14 protein-coding genes are annotated in these 17,144 nt (G+C 43.7%); 5 read left to right on the top strand and 9 right to left on the bottom strand.

Going from position 1 to position 17,144, the window contains the following annotated elements; translation table 11 throughout:
• Nucleotides 1–37: 37 nt before the first annotated feature.
• The 4 genes from R8O10_RS14865 to R8O10_RS14880 are packed head-to-tail and all read right to left on the bottom strand — an operon-like array spanning nucleotide 38 to nucleotide 2,545.
• Nucleotides 38–316, bottom strand: a complete 279-nt coding sequence (locus tag R8O10_RS14865) for a SelT/SelW/SelH family protein (RefSeq protein WP_005382088.1) — start codon at nucleotides 314–316, stop codon at nucleotides 38–40.
• A gap of 21 nt (nucleotides 317–337) precedes the next feature.
• On the bottom strand, nucleotides 338–1,093 hold the full coding sequence (locus R8O10_RS14870) for a sulfite exporter TauE/SafE family protein (RefSeq protein WP_054728937.1): 756 nt from the start codon (nucleotides 1,091–1,093) through the stop codon (nucleotides 338–340).
• A 46-nt stretch (nucleotides 1,094–1,139) separates the two neighbouring features.
• Entirely contained in the window at nucleotides 1,140–1,655 is a 516-nt protein-coding gene (gene toxS / locus R8O10_RS14875; RefSeq protein ID WP_005382091.1) for a transmembrane regulator ToxS, read from the bottom strand.
• An 11-nt stretch (nucleotides 1,656–1,666) separates the two neighbouring features.
• Entirely contained in the window at nucleotides 1,667–2,545 is an 879-nt protein-coding gene (locus R8O10_RS14880) for a transcriptional regulator (protein WP_318191519.1), read from the bottom strand.
• A 271-nt stretch (nucleotides 2,546–2,816) separates the two neighbouring features.
• On the opposite strand from R8O10_RS14880, the gene htpG reads away from it, so the two are divergent.
• The 3 genes from htpG to hemH all read left to right on the top strand — a co-directional run bounded on the left by htpG (nucleotide 2,817) and on the right by hemH (nucleotide 6,816).
• Nucleotides 2,817–4,721, top strand: coding sequence for a molecular chaperone HtpG (gene htpG, locus R8O10_RS14885; RefSeq protein WP_017819957.1), 1,905 nt, complete (start codon nucleotides 2,817–2,819; stop codon nucleotides 4,719–4,721).
• Nucleotides 4,722–5,041: 320 nt separating this feature from the next.
• Nucleotides 5,042–5,686 (top strand): adenylate kinase, encoded by a 645-nt coding sequence (gene adk / locus R8O10_RS14890; RefSeq protein WP_005382094.1) that lies wholly within the window; start codon nucleotides 5,042–5,044, stop codon nucleotides 5,684–5,686.
• Between the two features lie 167 nt (nucleotides 5,687–5,853).
• Nucleotides 5,854–6,816 carry a ferrochelatase gene (gene hemH, locus R8O10_RS14895; RefSeq protein WP_064353706.1) on the top strand — a complete coding sequence of 321 codons (963 nt, stop codon included), beginning with the start codon at nucleotides 5,854–5,856 and terminating at the stop codon, nucleotides 6,814–6,816.
• A 49-nt stretch (nucleotides 6,817–6,865) separates the two neighbouring features.
• Here the strand turns inward: hemH and R8O10_RS14900 are convergent, their stop codons facing one another.
• Entirely contained in the window at nucleotides 6,866–8,254 is a 1,389-nt protein-coding gene (locus tag R8O10_RS14900; protein ID WP_005382097.1) for a peptide MFS transporter, read from the bottom strand.
• A 333-nt stretch (nucleotides 8,255–8,587) separates the two neighbouring features.
• On the opposite strand from R8O10_RS14900, the gene rfaH reads away from it, so the two are divergent.
• On the top strand, nucleotides 8,588–9,088 hold the full coding sequence (gene rfaH / locus R8O10_RS14905) for a transcription/translation regulatory transformer protein RfaH (RefSeq protein WP_005382098.1): 501 nt from the start codon (nucleotides 8,588–8,590) through the stop codon (nucleotides 9,086–9,088).
• A 115-nt stretch (nucleotides 9,089–9,203) separates the two neighbouring features.
• On the opposite strand, the gene asnB is transcribed toward rfaH, so the two are convergent.
• The 4 genes from asnB to nagA all read right to left on the bottom strand — a co-directional run bounded on the left by asnB (nucleotide 9,204) and on the right by nagA (nucleotide 15,123).
• Nucleotides 9,204–10,868, bottom strand: a complete 1,665-nt coding sequence (asnB, locus tag R8O10_RS14910) for an asparagine synthase B (protein WP_318191520.1) — start codon at nucleotides 10,866–10,868, stop codon at nucleotides 9,204–9,206.
• 230 nt (nucleotides 10,869–11,098) lie between these two features.
• Nucleotides 11,099–12,688: a cation:proton antiporter family protein gene (locus R8O10_RS14915; RefSeq protein ID WP_005384981.1), complete on the bottom strand. Its 1,590-nt coding sequence runs from the start codon at nucleotides 12,686–12,688 to the stop codon at nucleotides 11,099–11,101.
• Between the two features lie 81 nt (nucleotides 12,689–12,769).
• On the bottom strand, nucleotides 12,770–13,984 hold the full coding sequence (nagC, locus tag R8O10_RS14920) for a DNA-binding transcriptional regulator NagC (RefSeq protein ID WP_005382105.1): 1,215 nt from the start codon (nucleotides 13,982–13,984) through the stop codon (nucleotides 12,770–12,772).
• A 2-nt stretch (nucleotides 13,985–13,986) separates the two neighbouring features.
• Complete coding sequence (gene nagA, locus R8O10_RS14925; protein ID WP_005384983.1) at nucleotides 13,987–15,123, bottom strand: N-acetylglucosamine-6-phosphate deacetylase; 1,137 nt, start codon at nucleotides 15,121–15,123, stop codon at nucleotides 13,987–13,989.
• Between the two features lie 489 nt (nucleotides 15,124–15,612).
• On the opposite strand from nagA, the gene nagE reads away from it, so the two are divergent.
• Nucleotides 15,613–17,106, top strand: a complete 1,494-nt coding sequence (gene nagE, locus R8O10_RS14930) for an N-acetylglucosamine-specific PTS transporter subunit IIBC (RefSeq protein ID WP_203346039.1) — start codon at nucleotides 15,613–15,615, stop codon at nucleotides 17,104–17,106.
• Nucleotides 17,107–17,144: the final 38 nt, after the last annotated feature.

A 17,144-nucleotide genomic window follows, 5' to 3' on the forward strand; every position in this document is an offset into this window, starting at 1 on the left:
GGTTTTACTAAGTAAAAAATAGGGAGCGAATTGCTCCCTATTTTGTGTCTGAATGTCCTAAATCGCGTTCTGGGTCGATAATGTCTCTTACGCGCTGTTTTAGCACCTTGGCTTCAGGAAAGCCGCTGTCTTTTTTCCGTTCCCAAATTTGCTGGCCATTACAGAAAATTTCGAAGCGACCACCTGTGTCCGGGTGTAAGCTGATTGTTTCTATTTCTTCGCTAAAAGTATGCAGTAATTCTTGCGATAGCCAAGTTGAACGCAACATCCAGTTGCACTGGCGGCAGTAATAAATATCAATGATTGCTTTATCCATGAAACTTTCCTTTTAATCTTTTTAAACCAGCAACTTGATGCCCACGGCAAACGTGAGAATTTCGAATGCAACTTTAATCACTCTGTTACTGTATCGAGTCGCGGCCCATGCGCCTAAACTGCCGCCTAGAAAAGAGCTTAACAATAAAACAGGTAACCAAGCCCAGTGAATAGGCGCCCCTGCCTGTACGACGGCAATGCCTCCAATGCCATTCCAAAACAGGCCGACACAAATCATGGTGTAAGCAACGGCTTGTTTGTAGTCGTAACCAAACCAGCGCACCAAAAATAGTGTCACGAGCAAACCAGAACCTGCGGTAAGAGATCCGTTAATGATGCCGATAAACAGTAAGCCAATTCCACCAATAACCCAACCGATAGGATGACGGTTACGTATTACTTCAGCTTGGCCTAGCGATGTCTTAAATCGCGAGTAGATACCTAGCGCTAGGATCATCGTACCGAGCATCTTTTCCGCGATACCATCAGGGATCTGTACAATTAAGTTAGCCCCTAAAATCACGCCAATACTACCGGACAAGATAAGGTAGAGCGCGATTTTCCATTTAATAGTGCCTGATATTAAATGCGTGCTTGCTGCGCCTAAGCCTAAAGCGACCGAAGCCACCTTATGTGTGCCTAGCGCAACGGAGAACGGTAAGCCGAGAAAGATGAGTAAAGGGAATTGAAGCAAGCCTGCTCCGCCACCGGAAAGTGAAGCCAGCGTGTTGGCGATTAGTGAACCGAAAAAGAGAGTAGTGGTATCTAGCCAATCCATAAGCAAAACAAAGGGGGCGTCTTGCCCCCTTATCATCCAATCAAAATTAGTTTTTAAACAGTACCGAAGAACCGTGGTTCAAGCTAGTGAGCAAGAGTGTTTTTTCGTTCACGACGTCAATACGACGACTTTGCTCCGCATCTAGCTTAAAAATTTGAGTAATCAAACGTAGCTGTGCTTCGGAAAAGTCTTTTGATTGAGAAGATGAAATATCTTTAAACTCCGAAGGCGAGACCAACAAATAGTTGTCACTTACTTCCCAGCGGCCTTTTTCCGAGATATTTATCGTTGATTCTGCGGTTGAACCTTGAGCAAATAGTTTTATATTTGCTACGCGAATATAGTCACCATTAGGGAGATATTTCACGTTTGATTCAACATTAACTCGGCGTAGTGGGCCGACAGTATCGTCAGGCAAGCTGTCTGTAATGACTGTCACCATGGTCGACTGCCATTCGTTTGCTGTGAGGAGCTGCTCCACTTTTAGGTCACTTCCCCAATACAACCAACTGCTGAAAAGAACGGATACGGCCAAAACCGCAGATGCTAATTTAATCTTCATATTGGCCTCCTTTATTTGCAGATGTCTGTTGGATCGTTTTGACCTGCGAAAATACGCAGTGTTACGTTCTCGTAAGAGTGGTTACTGTCATGAATATAGTTCAGAATCAGCTGGTTATTTTGTCCACCAGTGGCAATCACTTCCACTGGCAACGAGTCTTCTGCATGGTGCTTCACGTAGCGCTCAATGCATTGCTCTATTGAAGGCAACCAGTTGTTGATTTGAGGGTGATTTACAGGTGTCATCACTGGTACATTTTGATACTCACCAATCTGACGGAATTGGGATTCCGCAGGGTTCGTGAATAACAATACGCAAACAGGAAGCAGCAGAGACAAAAAGATAATGACACGCGGTAGCCAGTTAATCGTGTTAGATGCTGGCTTCGGCTGAGTTTTAGTCGGCTCTACTTGAGGCTCAAGATCAGCAGTAGTATCGGCCACTATCTCTGTTGGTGGTGTATCGCTCGCTTCTAACTCCACTGCTGGCGCTTCGTGTTCAGAAGCGGTTTCTTCAACGTCAGTGTTAGAGTCAGTAGAAAATGGGCTCAAGCGTTCCACTGAACAAATGAGTTGGTAGCCACGTTTAGGTACCGTTTTAACAAACTCTGGAGATTTTGTTGAATCCTTCAACATCTTACGCAGAGTAGAAATCGCTTGAGTCAGGCTTGAGTCATCCACCTCAAAACCTTGCTCACGCCAAACAAACTCGTGAAGCTCGTTACGGGTTAAAACTTCGTTTGGTCTCTCTGCCAACATCAGAAGTATACGGCTTTCGTTGCTTCCTAATCGTACAACGTCGTTGCCGTTTTGTTGGTCAGCGAGCGAATTACTATTTGGATCAAAGGTGAACCTTTGAGCAAGTAGAAATTTGGTGCCAATGTTAGTCATTTAGTTCTTCTTAGATGGATGATGTTGTAATTATGGTGATTTATGTCACAAAATTACCGGGGCGCTTGGAGTGCGCACGACATTTTAGATGCTTTTAGACGGGTAGGATAATTAAAATTTTCTAAAAAAACACCGTTTTTAGCAATATTGACCTTGAATTTACATTTGTCAGCCACATGTTAAATGACATCTCGGTAAGGTGATTTCAAGGGGAAAGTCACAAACTTGTCCCTATGAAAAAGCCAATTAGTTTAGATGTTATGGAGCACACATGAGCGAAACCGTATCTCAAAATAAAGAAACTCGTGGTTTTCAATCAGAAGTAAAACAACTACTGCATTTAATGATCCATTCTCTTTATTCAAATAAAGAGATCTTTTTGCGCGAGCTGATCTCTAACGCATCAGATGCATCAGACAAACTGCGCTTTCAGGCGTTATCTAACCCAGATCTATACGAAGGTAATGCAGACCTTTGCGTGAAACTGTCGTTTGATGAAAGCGCAAATACCTTAACCATTTCTGATAACGGTATCGGTATGAGCCGTGATGATGTGATTGAGCACTTAGGAACAATCGCAAAATCTGGAACAGCCGAGTTTTTCTCAAAGCTATCTGAAGAGCAGAGCAAAGACTCTCAGCTTATTGGTCAGTTTGGTGTTGGTTTCTACTCGGCATTTATCGTTGCTGACGCCGTTACCGTGCGCACTCGCGCTGCGGGTCTAGCCGCTGATGAAGCGGTACAATGGCACTCAGCGGGTGAAGGTGAGTACACCATCGAAAACATTACCAAAGAGTCACGTGGTACCGACATCATTCTTCATATGCGTGAAGAGGGTAAAGAGTTTTTGAATGAGTGGCGTCTACGTGACGTTATCAGTAAGTACTCTGATCACATCGGCATTCCTGTTTCAATCCAAACTGTCGTTCGTGATGACGAAGGCAAGGAAACAGATGAGAAAAAGTGGGAGCAAATCAACAAAGCCCAAGCACTGTGGACGCGTAACAAATCTGATATTTCAGAAGAAGAGTATCAAGAGTTCTACAAGCACGTATCACATGACTTTGCCGATCCATTGGTCTGGAGTCATAACCGTGTAGAAGGTAAAAACGACTACACGAGCTTACTATACATCCCATCGAAAGCACCTTGGGATATGATGAACCGCGACCACAAATCAGGCTTGAAACTGTACGTACAGCGCGTATTCATTATGGACGATGCAGAGCAATTTATGCCGTCATACTTACGCTTCGTACGTGGTTTAATAGACTCAAACGATTTACCGCTAAACGTATCGCGTGAGATCTTACAAGACAATAAAGTGACTCAGTCTCTACGTAATGCTTGTACTAAGCGCGTGCTAACGATGCTCGAGCGTATGGCCAAGAATGACGAAGAGAAATACCAATCATTCTGGAAAGAGTTTGGTCTTGTGATGAAAGAGGGCCCTGCGGAGGACTTTGCAAACAAAGAGAAAGTTGCAGGTTTATTGCGCTTTGCTTCAACTGAAGTGGACTCTTCTGAGCAAACTGTGGGCTTGGCGTCTTACGTTGAGCGCATGAAAGAAGGTCAAGATAAGATCTACTACTTGACGGCAGACAGTTATGCAGCTGCGAAAAACAGCCCTCACTTAGAACAGTTCAAAGCGAAAGGCATTGAAGTTATCTTGATGTACGACCGCATTGATGAGTGGCTGATGAACTACTTAACTGAGTTTGATGGTAAACAGTTCCAGTCAATCACTAAGGCTGGGCTTGATCTAAGTCAGTTTGAAGATGAAGCAGAAAAAGAGAAGCAAAAAGAAACCGAAGAAGAGTTCAAGTCGGTTGTAGAGCGCACGAAGTCTTACCTAGGCGATCGTGTGAAAGAAGTTCGTACGACCTTCAAACTCGCATCTACGCCTGCTGTTGTGGTAACGGACGATTACGAAATGGGCACTCAAATGGCGAAGCTTCTTGCGGCAGCTGGTCAAGCTGTGCCGGAAGTGAAATACATCTTTGAGCTAAACCCTGAGCACGAATTGGTTAAGCGTATGGCTGACGAAGCCGATGAAGAAGCGTTTGGTCGCTGGGTTGAAGTTCTGCTTGGTCAGGCAATGCTAGCGGAGCGAGGCTCTATTGAGGATCCAACAGAGTTCTTAGGAGCCGTTAATCAACTTTTGACTAAGGTGTAATAACCTCTGCAAATCAAAAAGCTCGCATTTCGCGAGCTTTTTGTTTGTTGTCGCAAAATTTTGCATCTCAAGTGCTGAGTTAATAATCAATAGGGCGTGAAAGAGGGTACTGTTAACATTCTTTAGTCTTAATACACTCTTTGCTCAGAGAACCTGTGATAGAATCTGCGACTTGAATGTGAGTAATAAGGCGTGTATTTTTGCTCGCCTATATACGTTATACCGAAACTTATCGTTGCAGGTGCTTCTCAGGTTTGATGTCTAAGAGGTCAGCTATTGTGAGCTTCGGTATAAATCTTAAATATTAAAGAGGATAAATCATGCGCATCATTCTTCTAGGTGCTCCAGGTGCAGGTAAAGGCACACAAGCAAACTTCATCATGGAAAAATACGGTATTCCACAAATCTCTACTGGTGATATGCTTCGTGCTGCTATCAAAGCAGGTACAGAGCTTGGTAAACAAGCTAAAGCTGTTATTGACGCTGGTCAGCTAGTTTCTGATGAAATCATCCTTGGTCTTATCAAAGAGCGTATCGCTCAAGAAGACTGTGCAAACGGTTTCCTACTAGATGGTTTCCCACGTACTATCCCTCAAGCTGACGGCCTAAAAGAAATGGGCGTAGACGTAGACTACGTTATCGAATTTGACGTTGCAGACGATGTAATTGTTGAGCGTATGGCTGGTCGTCGTGCTCACCTTCCTTCTGGTCGTACTTACCACGTGGTTTACAACCCGCCTAAAGTGGAAGGTAAAGATGATGTAACTGGTGAAGATCTTGTTGTTCGTGATGACGACAAAGAAGAAACAGTACGTGCTCGTCTAGGTGTTTACCACGAGCAAACTGCACCGCTAATCAACTACTACGGCAAAGAAGCTGAAGCAGGCAAGACTAAGTACCTTAAGTTTGATGGTACTAAGCAAGTAGCTGAAGTTAGTGCGGATATCGAGAAAGCACTATCTTAATTTGCTGAAGTCAAAAATTTAATATTTTGATATATTGAAAGCGGCCCAAGTGGTCGCTTTTTTTAGTTTACTCGTAAACATATATCTAATTAACTTCAGCTCGGCTATTCGTTACTTCGAGGTTACTTAAATATATGAACCAAGCCGTTTACCATGAATAGGATGTTATGAAAGAGAATAATAAACAGGGTGTACTCCTAGTTAACCTGGGAACTCCTGACGCACCAACCGCTCCTGCCGTAAAGCGCTTTTTAAGTCAGTTTCTTCATGATCACCGAGTGGTAGACATGACTCGATGGCTTTGGTGTCCACTATTGCACGGCGTTATCCTTCCTATCCGAGCTCCTAAAGTTGCCAAACTCTATCAATCAGTATGGATGGAAGAGGGCTCGCCGTTGATGGTGTACTCTAAACGCCAAACGGAAAAGTTAGCACAAAAGCTTGATATACCTGTAGAGCTTGGTATGACGTATGGTAACCCAAGTTTGCAATCAGGCTTTGAAGCCCTATTGGCGCAAGGCGTTGATGAAGTCATTGTTTTACCGTTGTATCCGCAATACTCGGGCACAACAACGGCAGCGGTTTCTGACGGAATCACTAAAGCATTTAAGAACCTGCCTGTGATGCCAGGCTTTAGCTTTATTCGTGATTATTACAATCACCCGAAATACATTGAAGCGTTAGCGCATTCAGTTCGTGAACATTGGCAAAAGAATGGTCAGGGAGATTACCTGCTGTGTTCTTATCATGGTATTCCAAAACGCTATGCTGACAATGGTGATGTTTACCCACAGCATTGTGAAGAGACGACTCGCTTGCTTGGGAAAGCGTTAGGTTTAAGCGAACAACAAATTGGCATGACGTATCAGTCCCGATTTGGGAGAGAAGAGTGGCTTCAACCTTATACCGATAAGACCCTAGAGGCACTTCCTGCAAAGGGTGTGAAAAATATTAATGTTGTGACCCCTGCATTTTCTTCAGATTGTTTAGAGACGTTGGAAGAGATCTCGGAAGAGTGTAAAGAGATTTTCCTTGAAGCAGGTGGTGAAAACTTTACCTACATCCCTTGTTTGAACGATAGTGAACTTCATATCGAGATGATGGTTGAGTTAGTTCAATCTAAACTTTAGATACAAAAAAGGGTCGCAATAGCGACCCTTTCTACGTTTAGTTGAGCGATCAAGCAACTTGTACTTGCTGCTCTTCTACTTGCTCTGCCGTGCTGTGCGTATTTTCAGCGCCATGCATCCAGCGAACGAGTGTATTAGAGAATAGGAGCAAAATTACGCCACTTACGGTTGCGCTGACCGCAATACCACTAAAGATAGCCATAGCGCCTAACTCGCCTACGTGAGAACCCACATAGCCCGCAACATAGTTAGCAATCGCATTACAGCCAAACCATGCACCCATCATAAGTGAAGCTAAGCGAAGCGGTGCTAATTTAGTCACCAATGAAAGACCAATTGGTGATAAACACAGCTCGCCTAATGTGTGGAAGAAGAAAGCGCCGACCAACCATAACATCGATGTTTTTACTGTTGTATCTCCACCTTGTTCTAGCACTGCGCCAACCATACAAAGGAAACCAATCGCCAAGAAAAATAGTGCCATCGCAAATTTCACTGGCGAAGTAGGTTCACGTTTACCCAATTTTACCCAAAGGACAGCCAGAACTGGCGCTAGAGTAATAATGAAAAATGGGTTTAGTGATTGGAACCACGCAGCAGGAACTTCGAAACCACCAATCATGCGATCAGTATATTGTTGAGTGTAGATGTTCATCAGACCACCAGCTTGTTCAAAGCCTGCCCAGAAGACAATAGTGAATAAGCTCATGACCAGAATTACTTTTAGTCGATTCACTTCTTCTTTGGTGAGTGGCTGCTTCGTGGTGGCGTTTTTGTTGTTTAGATCTCGTTTCGCCGCTGGTTCGCGACCAATATCACCAAGCCATGATTGAGCCAGTACCATTTGCATCACTAGGCTAACCAGCATACCCACACCAGCGGCAACAAAGCCAGCTTTCCAACCGTAAGAGGTTGTCACAGAGCCAGAAACGACGCCGGCAAGTAATGCACCTAAGTTGATACCCATATAAAAGATAGTGAATGCGCCGTCACGACGGTTGTCACCTTCTTGATAAAGGTCGCCAACCATGGTTGAGATATTTGGCTTAAAGAGACCGTTACCAGTGATAAGTAGGCCAAGACCTAAATAGAAACTGTGTAGCGAACCAATACCTAAAGCATCAGCAGGAAGTGCAAGAGTAAACTGGCCGATGGCCATTAACGCGCCACCAAGCAAAATTGAGCGACGTTGACCTAAATAGTTATCTGCTAGGTAACCACCGATAAGAGGCGTGATATACACAAGCCCTGTGTATATGCCGTATAGGTCTAATGCGTCTTTGGTTGACCAGCCAAGGCCGCCATTCATTGTTGTATCAGTAAGGTAAAGCACGAGAATGGCACGCATTGCGTAGTAAGAAAAGCGTTCCCACAGTTCTGTACCGAACAATAAGAACAGGCCACGTGGATGACCAAAATATTGATGTTGGTTTGACATAAGCTCTTCTAATAATAGTTATTACATTTTTTAACGACTTCTACGTATACAATGCAATTCAACGAGTGACAAATAATAAAATTTTGCCATTCAACTATTTTTGTTTGTTAAGTGGCTGTTTTTGATTGGATTTGCAGATTATATGATGGTGTATTGGTTGTGCTACAAACTTAATTTCCATTTTTGCCTATGGACTTCTTTATCGTAAGTTGCTGAAAAATGTCGTTAATGCGAGCGATGTATAATCATACTTTTATAGATAAACTGAATATCAATGACTCAACTTTGGCTTAATGCTAGGATAAAAACAAAATAGAATTGGCTAGTAAAAAGATGAAACGTTGGTATCTACTTTATTGTAAACGTGGGGAGCAGGTTAGGGCGAAACAACACCTTGAAAATCAAGGTGTAGAGTGCTTTTATCCAACTGTAGAAGTTGAGAAGATTTTGCGCGGTAAAAGACAAAAAGTCGAGGAACCGCTGTTTCCTTGTTACGTATTCGCTTACTTTGATTATGAGCAAGGGCCAAACTTCACCTCAGTCCGCTCTACTCGAGGTGTTGTTGACTTTGTGCGTTTTGGTGCTCAACCGAAAGAAGTTCAAGGTGACTTGGTCTTCGAATTGATGCAGCTAGAAAAGTGTTGTAATGACAATACCGTTTCTGAATGTATGCCAAAACCAGGCGATCAAATTAGAGTTAAAAGCGGTCAATTTGCGGGCATAGATGCCATCTTCCAAGAACAAGATGGTGAGAAACGCTCAATTATGCTAGTTCAGATGATTACCAAGCGTGTGCCTGTCAGCATAGACAATAGTGATTTAGATTTAAAATAGCCTAATTCCATCAAACATAAAAAGAGGTGCAAAAGCACCTCTTTTTGATCGTATCTAATTTTTTGTCTGTTTTAAAAGGGTTGGACGAACCAACCCTTATCTTTATCGTAGAGAATTAGTATGAGTCGTTGTGAACGGTCTGTACTGCACGACCTGATGGGTCAACACAGTTTTGGAACGATTCATCCCATTCAATCGCCTTCGCTGAAGAACACGCTACTGAAGGGCCTCCTGGTACACACTCTGCTGCTGATGGAAGTGGGAATAACTCTTCAAAGATTTCACGGTACACGTAGCCTTCTTTTGTCGTTGGCGTGTTGTATGGGAATCGATATTGAGCTGTTTCCATCTGCTGGTCTGTCACTTTCTGTTCTGCTACTTCTTTCAGCGTATCGATCCAGCTGTAGCCAACGCCATCAGAGAACTGCTCTTTTTGACGCCATGCGATCGATTCTGGCAGGTAGTGCTCGAAGCACTCACGAAGGATGTGTTTCTCCATTTTACCGTTGCCACACATCTTGTCTGCTGGGTTCAAGCGCATTGCTACATCAATGAACTCTTTATCTAGGAAAGGTACGCGTCCTTCAACTCCCCATGCTGCCAGCGACTTGTTAGCACGAGCACAGTCGAACATGTTCAGAGCAAGCAGTTTACGCACAGTCTCCTCGTGGAACTCTTTCGCGTTTGGCGCTTTGTGGAAGTAAAGGTAGCCACCAAAGATTTCGTCAGCGCCCTCACCAGACAATACCATCTTGATACCCATCGCTTTGATCTTACGACCCATTAAGAACATAGGTGTTGATGCGCGGATAGTCGTCACGTCATACGTTTCAATGTGGTAAATCACGTCACGAATCGCGTCCAAACCTTCTTGAATCGTGTACGTCATTTCGTGGTGAACGGTACCAATTTGGTCGGCAACTTCGCGAGCGGCTTTCAGGTCAGGCGCGCCTTCTAGGCCAACAGCAAAAGAGTGCAGTTGAGGCCACCAAGCTTCAGACTTTTCATCATCTTCAATACGCATCGCTGCAAAGCGTTTTGCTACCGCAGATGTAATAGAAGAATCTAGACCGCCCGAAAGAAGTACACCGTAAGGCACGTCAGTCATTAGTTGGCGTTTAACAGCCGCTTCTAGCGCTTCAGTCAATTCTTCTTTGCTAGTGCTGTTACCTTGTACTGCTGCGTACTCGTTCCAGTCACGAACATAGTAACGTGTTGGCTCAGTATCTTTAGAGCTGTAATAGCTACCAGGAGGGAATTCACTTACTGTTTTACATACTGGAACAAGAGCCTTCATCTCTGATGCCACATAGTAGTTACCATGCTCATCGTGACCTTGATAAAGAGGGATAATACCAATATGGTCACGTCCGACTAAATACTCATCTTTTTCTTCGTCGTAGAGCACAAAAGCGAAAATACCGTTTAGTTCTTCAAGGAGATCTGCACCCATATCTTGGTAAAGTGGAAGAATGACTTCACAGTCTGAATCGGTTTGAAATTCGTACTTTCCTTCGTAACGAGCACGAATTTCTTTATGGTTGTAGATTTCACCATTGACGGCAAGGATGAGCTTCTTATCAGGGCTGTATAGCGGCTGTGCACCACTATTTAGACCAACAATCGCCAAGCGCTCGTGCGCTAAAATAGCACGCTCTGAAGAGTAAATCCCAGACCAGTCTGGGCCACGGTGACGAAGTTTTTTCGACATCTCTAATGCGATAGGGCGCAATGCGGCTGCATCGCTTTTAATGTCTAAAATGCCAAATACTGAACACATACTACATCCTTACTAAACTAAACAATTTCTAATCGGTATGGTTTAAATTTGCCATTACTAATAAAAAAAGCAACGTTTTGTGATTAAAAAAATGATAAAAGGCCTTGTTGTATGGAAAATATTTAACTCAACCGTTATTTTGGTGAATGAGATCAAGGTTTGGTATAAAAACTATACAAAAAAGGCTTTCTATCAATAGAAAGCCTTCCGAAAAATATCAGTGCTGTTGCTTATTTAATTGGTGTGAATTTAGGTTGAAGTTGTTTACAGACGTGTCGAGCAAAACCGCTACCAGCTTCACTATAAATATTGAATGCTGCGTCAACGCCATTTTCAAGTAAGCCTTCCAATTGATCTGGGTATTCGGCGATAGCGGCAATTTGCCCCTTATATTTTCTGCGTTTAAGCTGCTCAAGTGCTGTTTGGTTACCTTGATGATGTGGCATTGCAAGCAGAACCAGTTTTACATGACCTGTATCTAAAATTCGCTCCCAGAAATCCGGGTCGGTGGCATCACCAGAAATCACATTTCTTCCTTCTGAACGATGATGATGTGCAGCGTCTTCACGAATTTCTATACCCAATGAAATTTTGCCATAGCGTGAACGTAGCTCATCATAAGCGCCCGTTCCAATACGCCCCATACCTAAGATCAATACTTGGGCATGACCTGGGTTGATGAGTTGGTCGCGTTGATTGAGCTTTTCTACCGCTGTCTCTTGCAGCCACTTACCTGAATGTTGATAAATTTTATGGCTAAGGCGGTTAAGTGGCGCGGAAATTACAAAGGATACCGACACCGCAACCGCAATCGCAGCAAGCATATCACTTGGCATCCAGCCCATTTTATAGGCCAACCCAGCAACAATAAGACCAAACTCACTGTAGTTAAATAGTGATAAAGAGGCGAGCAAAGAGGTACGTACTCGAAACTTAAAATGATTAATAGTGACGAAGTACAAGAGTCCTTTGATTGGTAGCAGTAAGATAAATAGCAGGGCGAGAACGACGCCATTCACGCTCAATGAGGCGGATAAACCAATGTTCAAAAAGAAGCAGACTAAAAAGAGCTCCTTCATATTGAATAATGACTTGGATAGTTCTGAGGCTTTTGGGTGACCTGCGAGTAGCATGCCTAAAATTAGCGCGCCCAAGTCTGGTTTCATCCCGACCAACTCGAATAGCCCAGCACCGACAACAAGCGCGAAGAAAATACCGAATAGCACCAGCATTTCGCCGTGGCCAACTTTATCGAGCAGCTTATAGAATAGGGGACGAAGGAAAGGCAGTGCGAACAAACCGATGGCATACCATTCTGGGACTTTTCCGGTTGAAGCAGTCAGGAATACTACGGCAAAAATATCTTGCATGACCAAGATACCGATCGCGAGTGTGCCGTAGGTCGCGTTCATTTCGCCTTTTTCTTGCAATGCTTTTACGGCAAAAACGGTACTAGAGAACGATAGTGCAAAAGCTAAAAGCAGGATTTGGCTGCCGTCCATACTGGCTAGCGAAGTCAAGCCCAGTAGTTTTAAGCCGGATAACGCTAGGGCAAAAAAAGCGGTAGAGAGTATGTTGTGGGCGGTTGCCCCTCCCCATATTTCTTTGGACAGCAGGGTTTTTACATCGAGTTTGAGTCCAATAGTAAACAGAAGAAGAGTAACACCAAGATCTGCGAGAGTGACAATAACGTCATTGCTTTGGTAACCAAATGCATGCAAGCCAAATCCAGCTAGTAGAAAACCAACGAGGGGAGGGAGGCTGCATTTAAGCGCAATAAAACCAGCTAAAAAAGCGGCTGTAATTAGAATAATTTCCATACTGTTGAGCTGTATTCCTGATATACAAAAACGGGCTGTGAAAACACAGCCCGAGATTGTAACTCAATTGGTTGTATAAACTTAGTCTTCCAGTAACTTTTGTAACAAAACTCCGTTTAGCATAGCGCGTTTAATCATCGCAAATGCGCCCATCGTTGGCTGCTTATCAATGTGAGAAGCCACGATAGGGAGGTCGTTATGGAAAGTTTTAAGAGATTGATTCTCTACGTTGCGTTGAATTGCAGGGAAAACAATATCTTGTGCTGCAGTAATATCGCCAGCAATTACAATTTTCTGTGGATTAAATAAGTTAACCGTAATCGCAATCGCTTTACCTAGCTGGTTGCCCACTCGCACTAAACTCTGTTTCGCAAGTTCATCACCATTCATTGCGTGCTGACATACCGCTTCAATTGTGATGTTTTCAAGGTCGGTTAAGCTTGATTCGTATCCTTGAGTAATCAGTTGCTTCACTCGTTGAATAATCGCTGGGTTTGCAGCTACGGTTTCTAAACAGCCAAAGTTTCCACATTGGCATTGCTCACCAAGCGGGTCAATTTGGATATGACCAATTTCACCGACGTTGCGGTTAAAACCAAGAAAAACCTGGCCGTTAACGATAATACCTGCGCCAGTACCGCGGTGGACGCTAACCAAAATAGAATCCTGGCAGTCTTGGCTTGCTCCAAAGTAGTGCTCAGCCAACGCCATGCCACGTACGTCGTTGCCAACAAAGCATGCTGTATTAAACTTCTCCCCAACAATTTCACCGAGAGCAAGATTATCGATATCGGTATTAGGCATGTATTCGACCACGCCAGTTGTTGGGTTAACAAGGCCCGGTAAAGTGATGCCGATAGCGATGAGTTGATCAATTTTGTCTTCGCAACGGCTTACGAAATCTTTTAATAAATCGATAAGTCCTGCGATTAAGTCTGCTTGGTTAGTGTAGTGCAGTTCATGCTGATCTTCTGCCAGCGCGGTACCACCTAAATCGTATAAACTGAACTGTACGTAATCTCGACCTAAGCGAACGGCAATCGAATGAAAAGGTTTGACTTCAGTAGTCAAAGAGATCGCACGACGACCACCAGTTGAAGCTTGTTGGGCGACCTCCTTAATAAGGCCGCGCTCTAAAAGTTGGCGGGTTATTTTGGTAACACTAGCAGGCGCGAGCTGACTCACGTCCGCGACTTGAATACGGGAGATAGGACCTTGCTGATCAATCAGCCTATATACCGCAGCGCTGTTAAGCTGTTTTACTAAATCTACATTACCAATCTGTCCGCCATTCATGCTTAATTTTGCTCGTATTGTCCGTTAACAACCGTCGCTTTTACTTTAAAGTCACGATCGAAAATAGTCAGGTTTGCAACCATCCCTTTTCGAACTCGGCCAAGGCGATCCTCAACACCAATTGCTGTTGCTGGGTATAACGTGGCCATTCGTAGAGCTTCGTCTAAAGCGATCCCCGCGTGCTCAACTGAATTCTGAACTGCTTCAATCATTGTCAAAGCTGAGCCGCCTAGCGTGCCATTTTCATCAACACACTTACCATCTCGGTAATATACTTTCTTACCGACAAAAATAAAGTGATCAATGTTAGCACCTGCTGGAGCTGTGGCATCCGTCACCAAAACAAGCTTTTCACCTTTGATTTTATGAGCAATTCGGATGTTTGCGTAGTCGACGTGAAAACCATCAGCAATAATGCCAGCGTATACGTCAGGAGTATCGTAAATTGCACCAACAACTCCTGGTTCACGACCAACCATTGGTGTCATTGCATTAAAGAGGTGTGTAGCAAAAGTAATGCCTGCTTCAAAGCTTTTACGTGCTTCGGCGTAGGTTGCATTTGTGTGGCCAATTGAAACCACGATGCCAGCAGCCTTTAATCGCGCAATATGCTCTGGGTCGTTATGCTCAGGTGCTAGCGTTACTTTCGCTACGATATCGGCGTTTGCGCAGATAAGGTCGATCATGCTTTCGTCTGATGGGCGAATAAAATCGACGTTATGGATGCCTTTTTTCGCGACGTTAAGGTAAGGACCTTCGAGGTGTAAACCAAGCGATTGATTTTGATACTTGTTGTGGTACTCACGAGCTGCGGCAATTGCAGTTCGCATATCTTCATCAGATGACGTAATGAGTGTTGGCAGGAAGCTAGTACAGCCAGATTTGAGGTTTGCCTGGTGCATGATTTGCATGGTTTCAGGGGTAATTGCATCGTTTAGCATTACACCGCCACAACCGTTCAACTGCAGATCGATAAAGCCTGGACTTAGATTAGCGCCTGCAAGGTCTTTTACTTCGATGCTTTGAGGTAGCTCAGAAACTGGCACAATAGATTGAATAAGATCGTTTTCGATGATGACCGCATGATCGGTAAGAACATCACTACCGGTATAAATTTTACAGTTACTTAGCGCGTACATAGTCAGCTAGTCCTTATAGATGAGAATTCAATTTCTATATCGTTATCTAAGTAGAGACTGCTTCAGTCATATGGGTACTTAGTTTGTATCACTGAATTAGATAACGAGTCACATACAGCAAGTCGCGTTTTATCGATGTTATTGTCATAGTAACTAACTGAAAAGTAATAATTGTATGGTTTTTTATGATTCTTTTTCAGAGCAAAGTTACAGTGATTTACCCGCCTAGATACCAAAATAACACTGATTCTGCCTTGCATAAAGTGCGAGAATATTATCTTTAAAACGCCATTTTTTCGTATAATAAAATAAGTTTTATGATCTCGCTAGCAAAAACCTTCCGAAAGGGCAAATTGTGGTGATTATGATCACAAACGGTGAGCTTTTAATTTGCGGAGCAAAATTAATATCATAAACTTAGGATGACTAAATTGGACGGCTGAAATAAGTCATTCAACATAACATCTAATCCTATAGGGGGAACTTAAGGTGAACATTCTCGGATACTTCCAGAAGGTGGGTAAGGCGCTTATGGTGCCGGTTGCCACACTTCCTGCAGCAGCAATACTCATGGGTATTGGCTACTGGATCGACCCAAATGGCTGGGGCGCAAACAGTGCACTTGCTGCATTTCTTATTAAAGCTGGTGCAGCGATCATTGACAACATGTCAGTATTGTTCGCTGTTGGTGTTGCTTACGGAATGTCTAAAGACAAAGATGGCGCCGCTGCACTTTCAGGCTTCGTGGGCTTCTTAGTTGTCACAACGCTTTTGGCCCCTGGTGCAGTATCACAAATTCAAGGCATTGACCCAAGTGAAGTACCTGCTGCATTTGGTAAAATCAATAACCAGTTCGTAGGTATCTTGGTTGGTATTGTTTCTGCTGAGTTGTACAACCGTTTTTCTCACGTAGAGCTGCACAAAGCACTGGCGTTTTTCTCTGGTAAGCGTCTTGTACCTATCCTAACGTCTTTTGCTGGTATCGTTATTGCGTTCATCCTGATGTACGTTTGGCCATCAGTTTACGGCGGTCTGGTCAGTTTTGGCGAAAACATTCAAGGTATGGGTGAAGCAGGTGCAGGTGTTTATGCATTCTTCAACCGTCTTCTAATTCCTGTTGGTCTGCACCATGCACTAAACTCAGTGTTCTGGTTTGATGTTGCTGGTATTAATGACATTCCAAACTTCCTTGGCGGTGCGAAATCATTAGCTGAAGGCACGGCAACGGTAGGTGTTACGGGGATGTACCAAGCGGGCTTCTTCCCAATCATGATGTTTGGTTTACCAGGCGCTGCTCTAGCGATGTACCATACTGCGAAATCAAAGAATAAAGAGAAAGTGGCATCTATCATGATTGCAGCTGCGTTTGCTTCATTCTTTACAGGTGTAACAGAACCACTTGAATTTGCATTCATGTTCCTTGCTCCAGGACTGTACGTTCTTCACGCAGCGCTGACTGGTCTATCAGTTTATATCGCGGCATCAATGCAGTGGATTGCAGGTTTCGGTTTCTCTGCTGGTTTAGTCGACTTAGTATTGTCGACTCGTAACCCGCTAGCGGTAAACTGGTACATGCTCATTGTACAAGGTCTTGGTTTCTTTGCGGTTTACTACTTCGTGTTCCGTACCGTGATTGTTAAGTTTGGCCTTAAAACACCGGGACGTGAAGATGATGAAGAAGCTTCATCTAACGTGGCTGGATCAAGCAATTCTTCAGAGCTTGCTCGTCAGTACTTGAAAGCACTTGGCGGTCATGACAACCTAAGTTCTATCGATGCCTGTATTACTCGTTTGCGCCTTTCTGTGAAAGATATGAGCGTTATCAATGAGAAAACTCTGAAAGATCTTGGAGCTATGGGAGTTGTGAAGCTAGGTACAAACAACCTACAAGTTATTCTTGGTCCACTAGCAGAGATTGTTGCTGGTGAGATGAAGAATGTATCTAAAGATGAAGACTTAAGTGGTGTTCAGCTACCAGCTTAACTGTTTAATAGTGGTGTGATTGTTTGTTATTGGTATTG

It is taken from the genome of Vibrio sp. 1727, from assembly GCF_033344415.1.
GTDB classification, from domain to species: Bacteria; Pseudomonadota; Gammaproteobacteria; order Enterobacterales; family Vibrionaceae; genus Vibrio; species Vibrio alginolyticus.

Bases quoted from the DNA above. Each gene is read 5' to 3' on its own strand.
- rfaH (WP_005382098.1), top strand. From the start codon at position 8,588: ATGAAACGTTGGTATCTACTTTATTGTAAACGTGGGGAGCAGGTTAGG.
- R8O10_RS14900 (WP_005382097.1), bottom strand. From the start codon at position 8,254: ATGTCAAACCAACATCAATATTTTGGTCATCCACGTGGCCTGTTCTTA.
- R8O10_RS14880 (WP_318191519.1), bottom strand. From the start codon at position 2,545: ATGACTAACATTGGCACCAAATTTCTACTTGCTCAAAGGTTCACCTTT.
- nagA (WP_005384983.1), bottom strand. From the start codon at position 15,123: ATGTACGCGCTAAGTAACTGTAAAATTTATACCGGTAGTGATGTTCTT.
- hemH (WP_064353706.1), top strand. From the start codon at position 5,854: ATGAAAGAGAATAATAAACAGGGTGTACTCCTAGTTAACCTGGGAACT.
- toxS (WP_005382091.1), bottom strand. From the start codon at position 1,655: ATGAAGATTAAATTAGCATCTGCGGTTTTGGCCGTATCCGTTCTTTTC.
- R8O10_RS14915 (WP_005384981.1), bottom strand. From the start codon at position 12,688: ATGGAAATTATTCTAATTACAGCCGCTTTTTTAGCTGGTTTTATTGCG.
- R8O10_RS14865 (WP_005382088.1), bottom strand. From the start codon at position 316: ATGGATAAAGCAATCATTGATATTTATTACTGCCGCCAGTGCAACTGG.
- asnB (WP_318191520.1), bottom strand. From the start codon at position 10,868: ATGTGTTCAGTATTTGGCATTTTAGACATTAAAAGCGATGCAGCCGCA.
- nagC (WP_005382105.1), bottom strand. From the start codon at position 13,984: ATGAATGGCGGACAGATTGGTAATGTAGATTTAGTAAAACAGCTTAAC.
- htpG (WP_017819957.1), top strand. From the start codon at position 2,817: ATGAGCGAAACCGTATCTCAAAATAAAGAAACTCGTGGTTTTCAATCA.
- adk (WP_005382094.1), top strand. From the start codon at position 5,042: ATGCGCATCATTCTTCTAGGTGCTCCAGGTGCAGGTAAAGGCACACAA.
- R8O10_RS14870 (WP_054728937.1), bottom strand. From the start codon at position 1,093: ATGGATTGGCTAGATACCACTACTCTCTTTTTCGGTTCACTAATCGCC.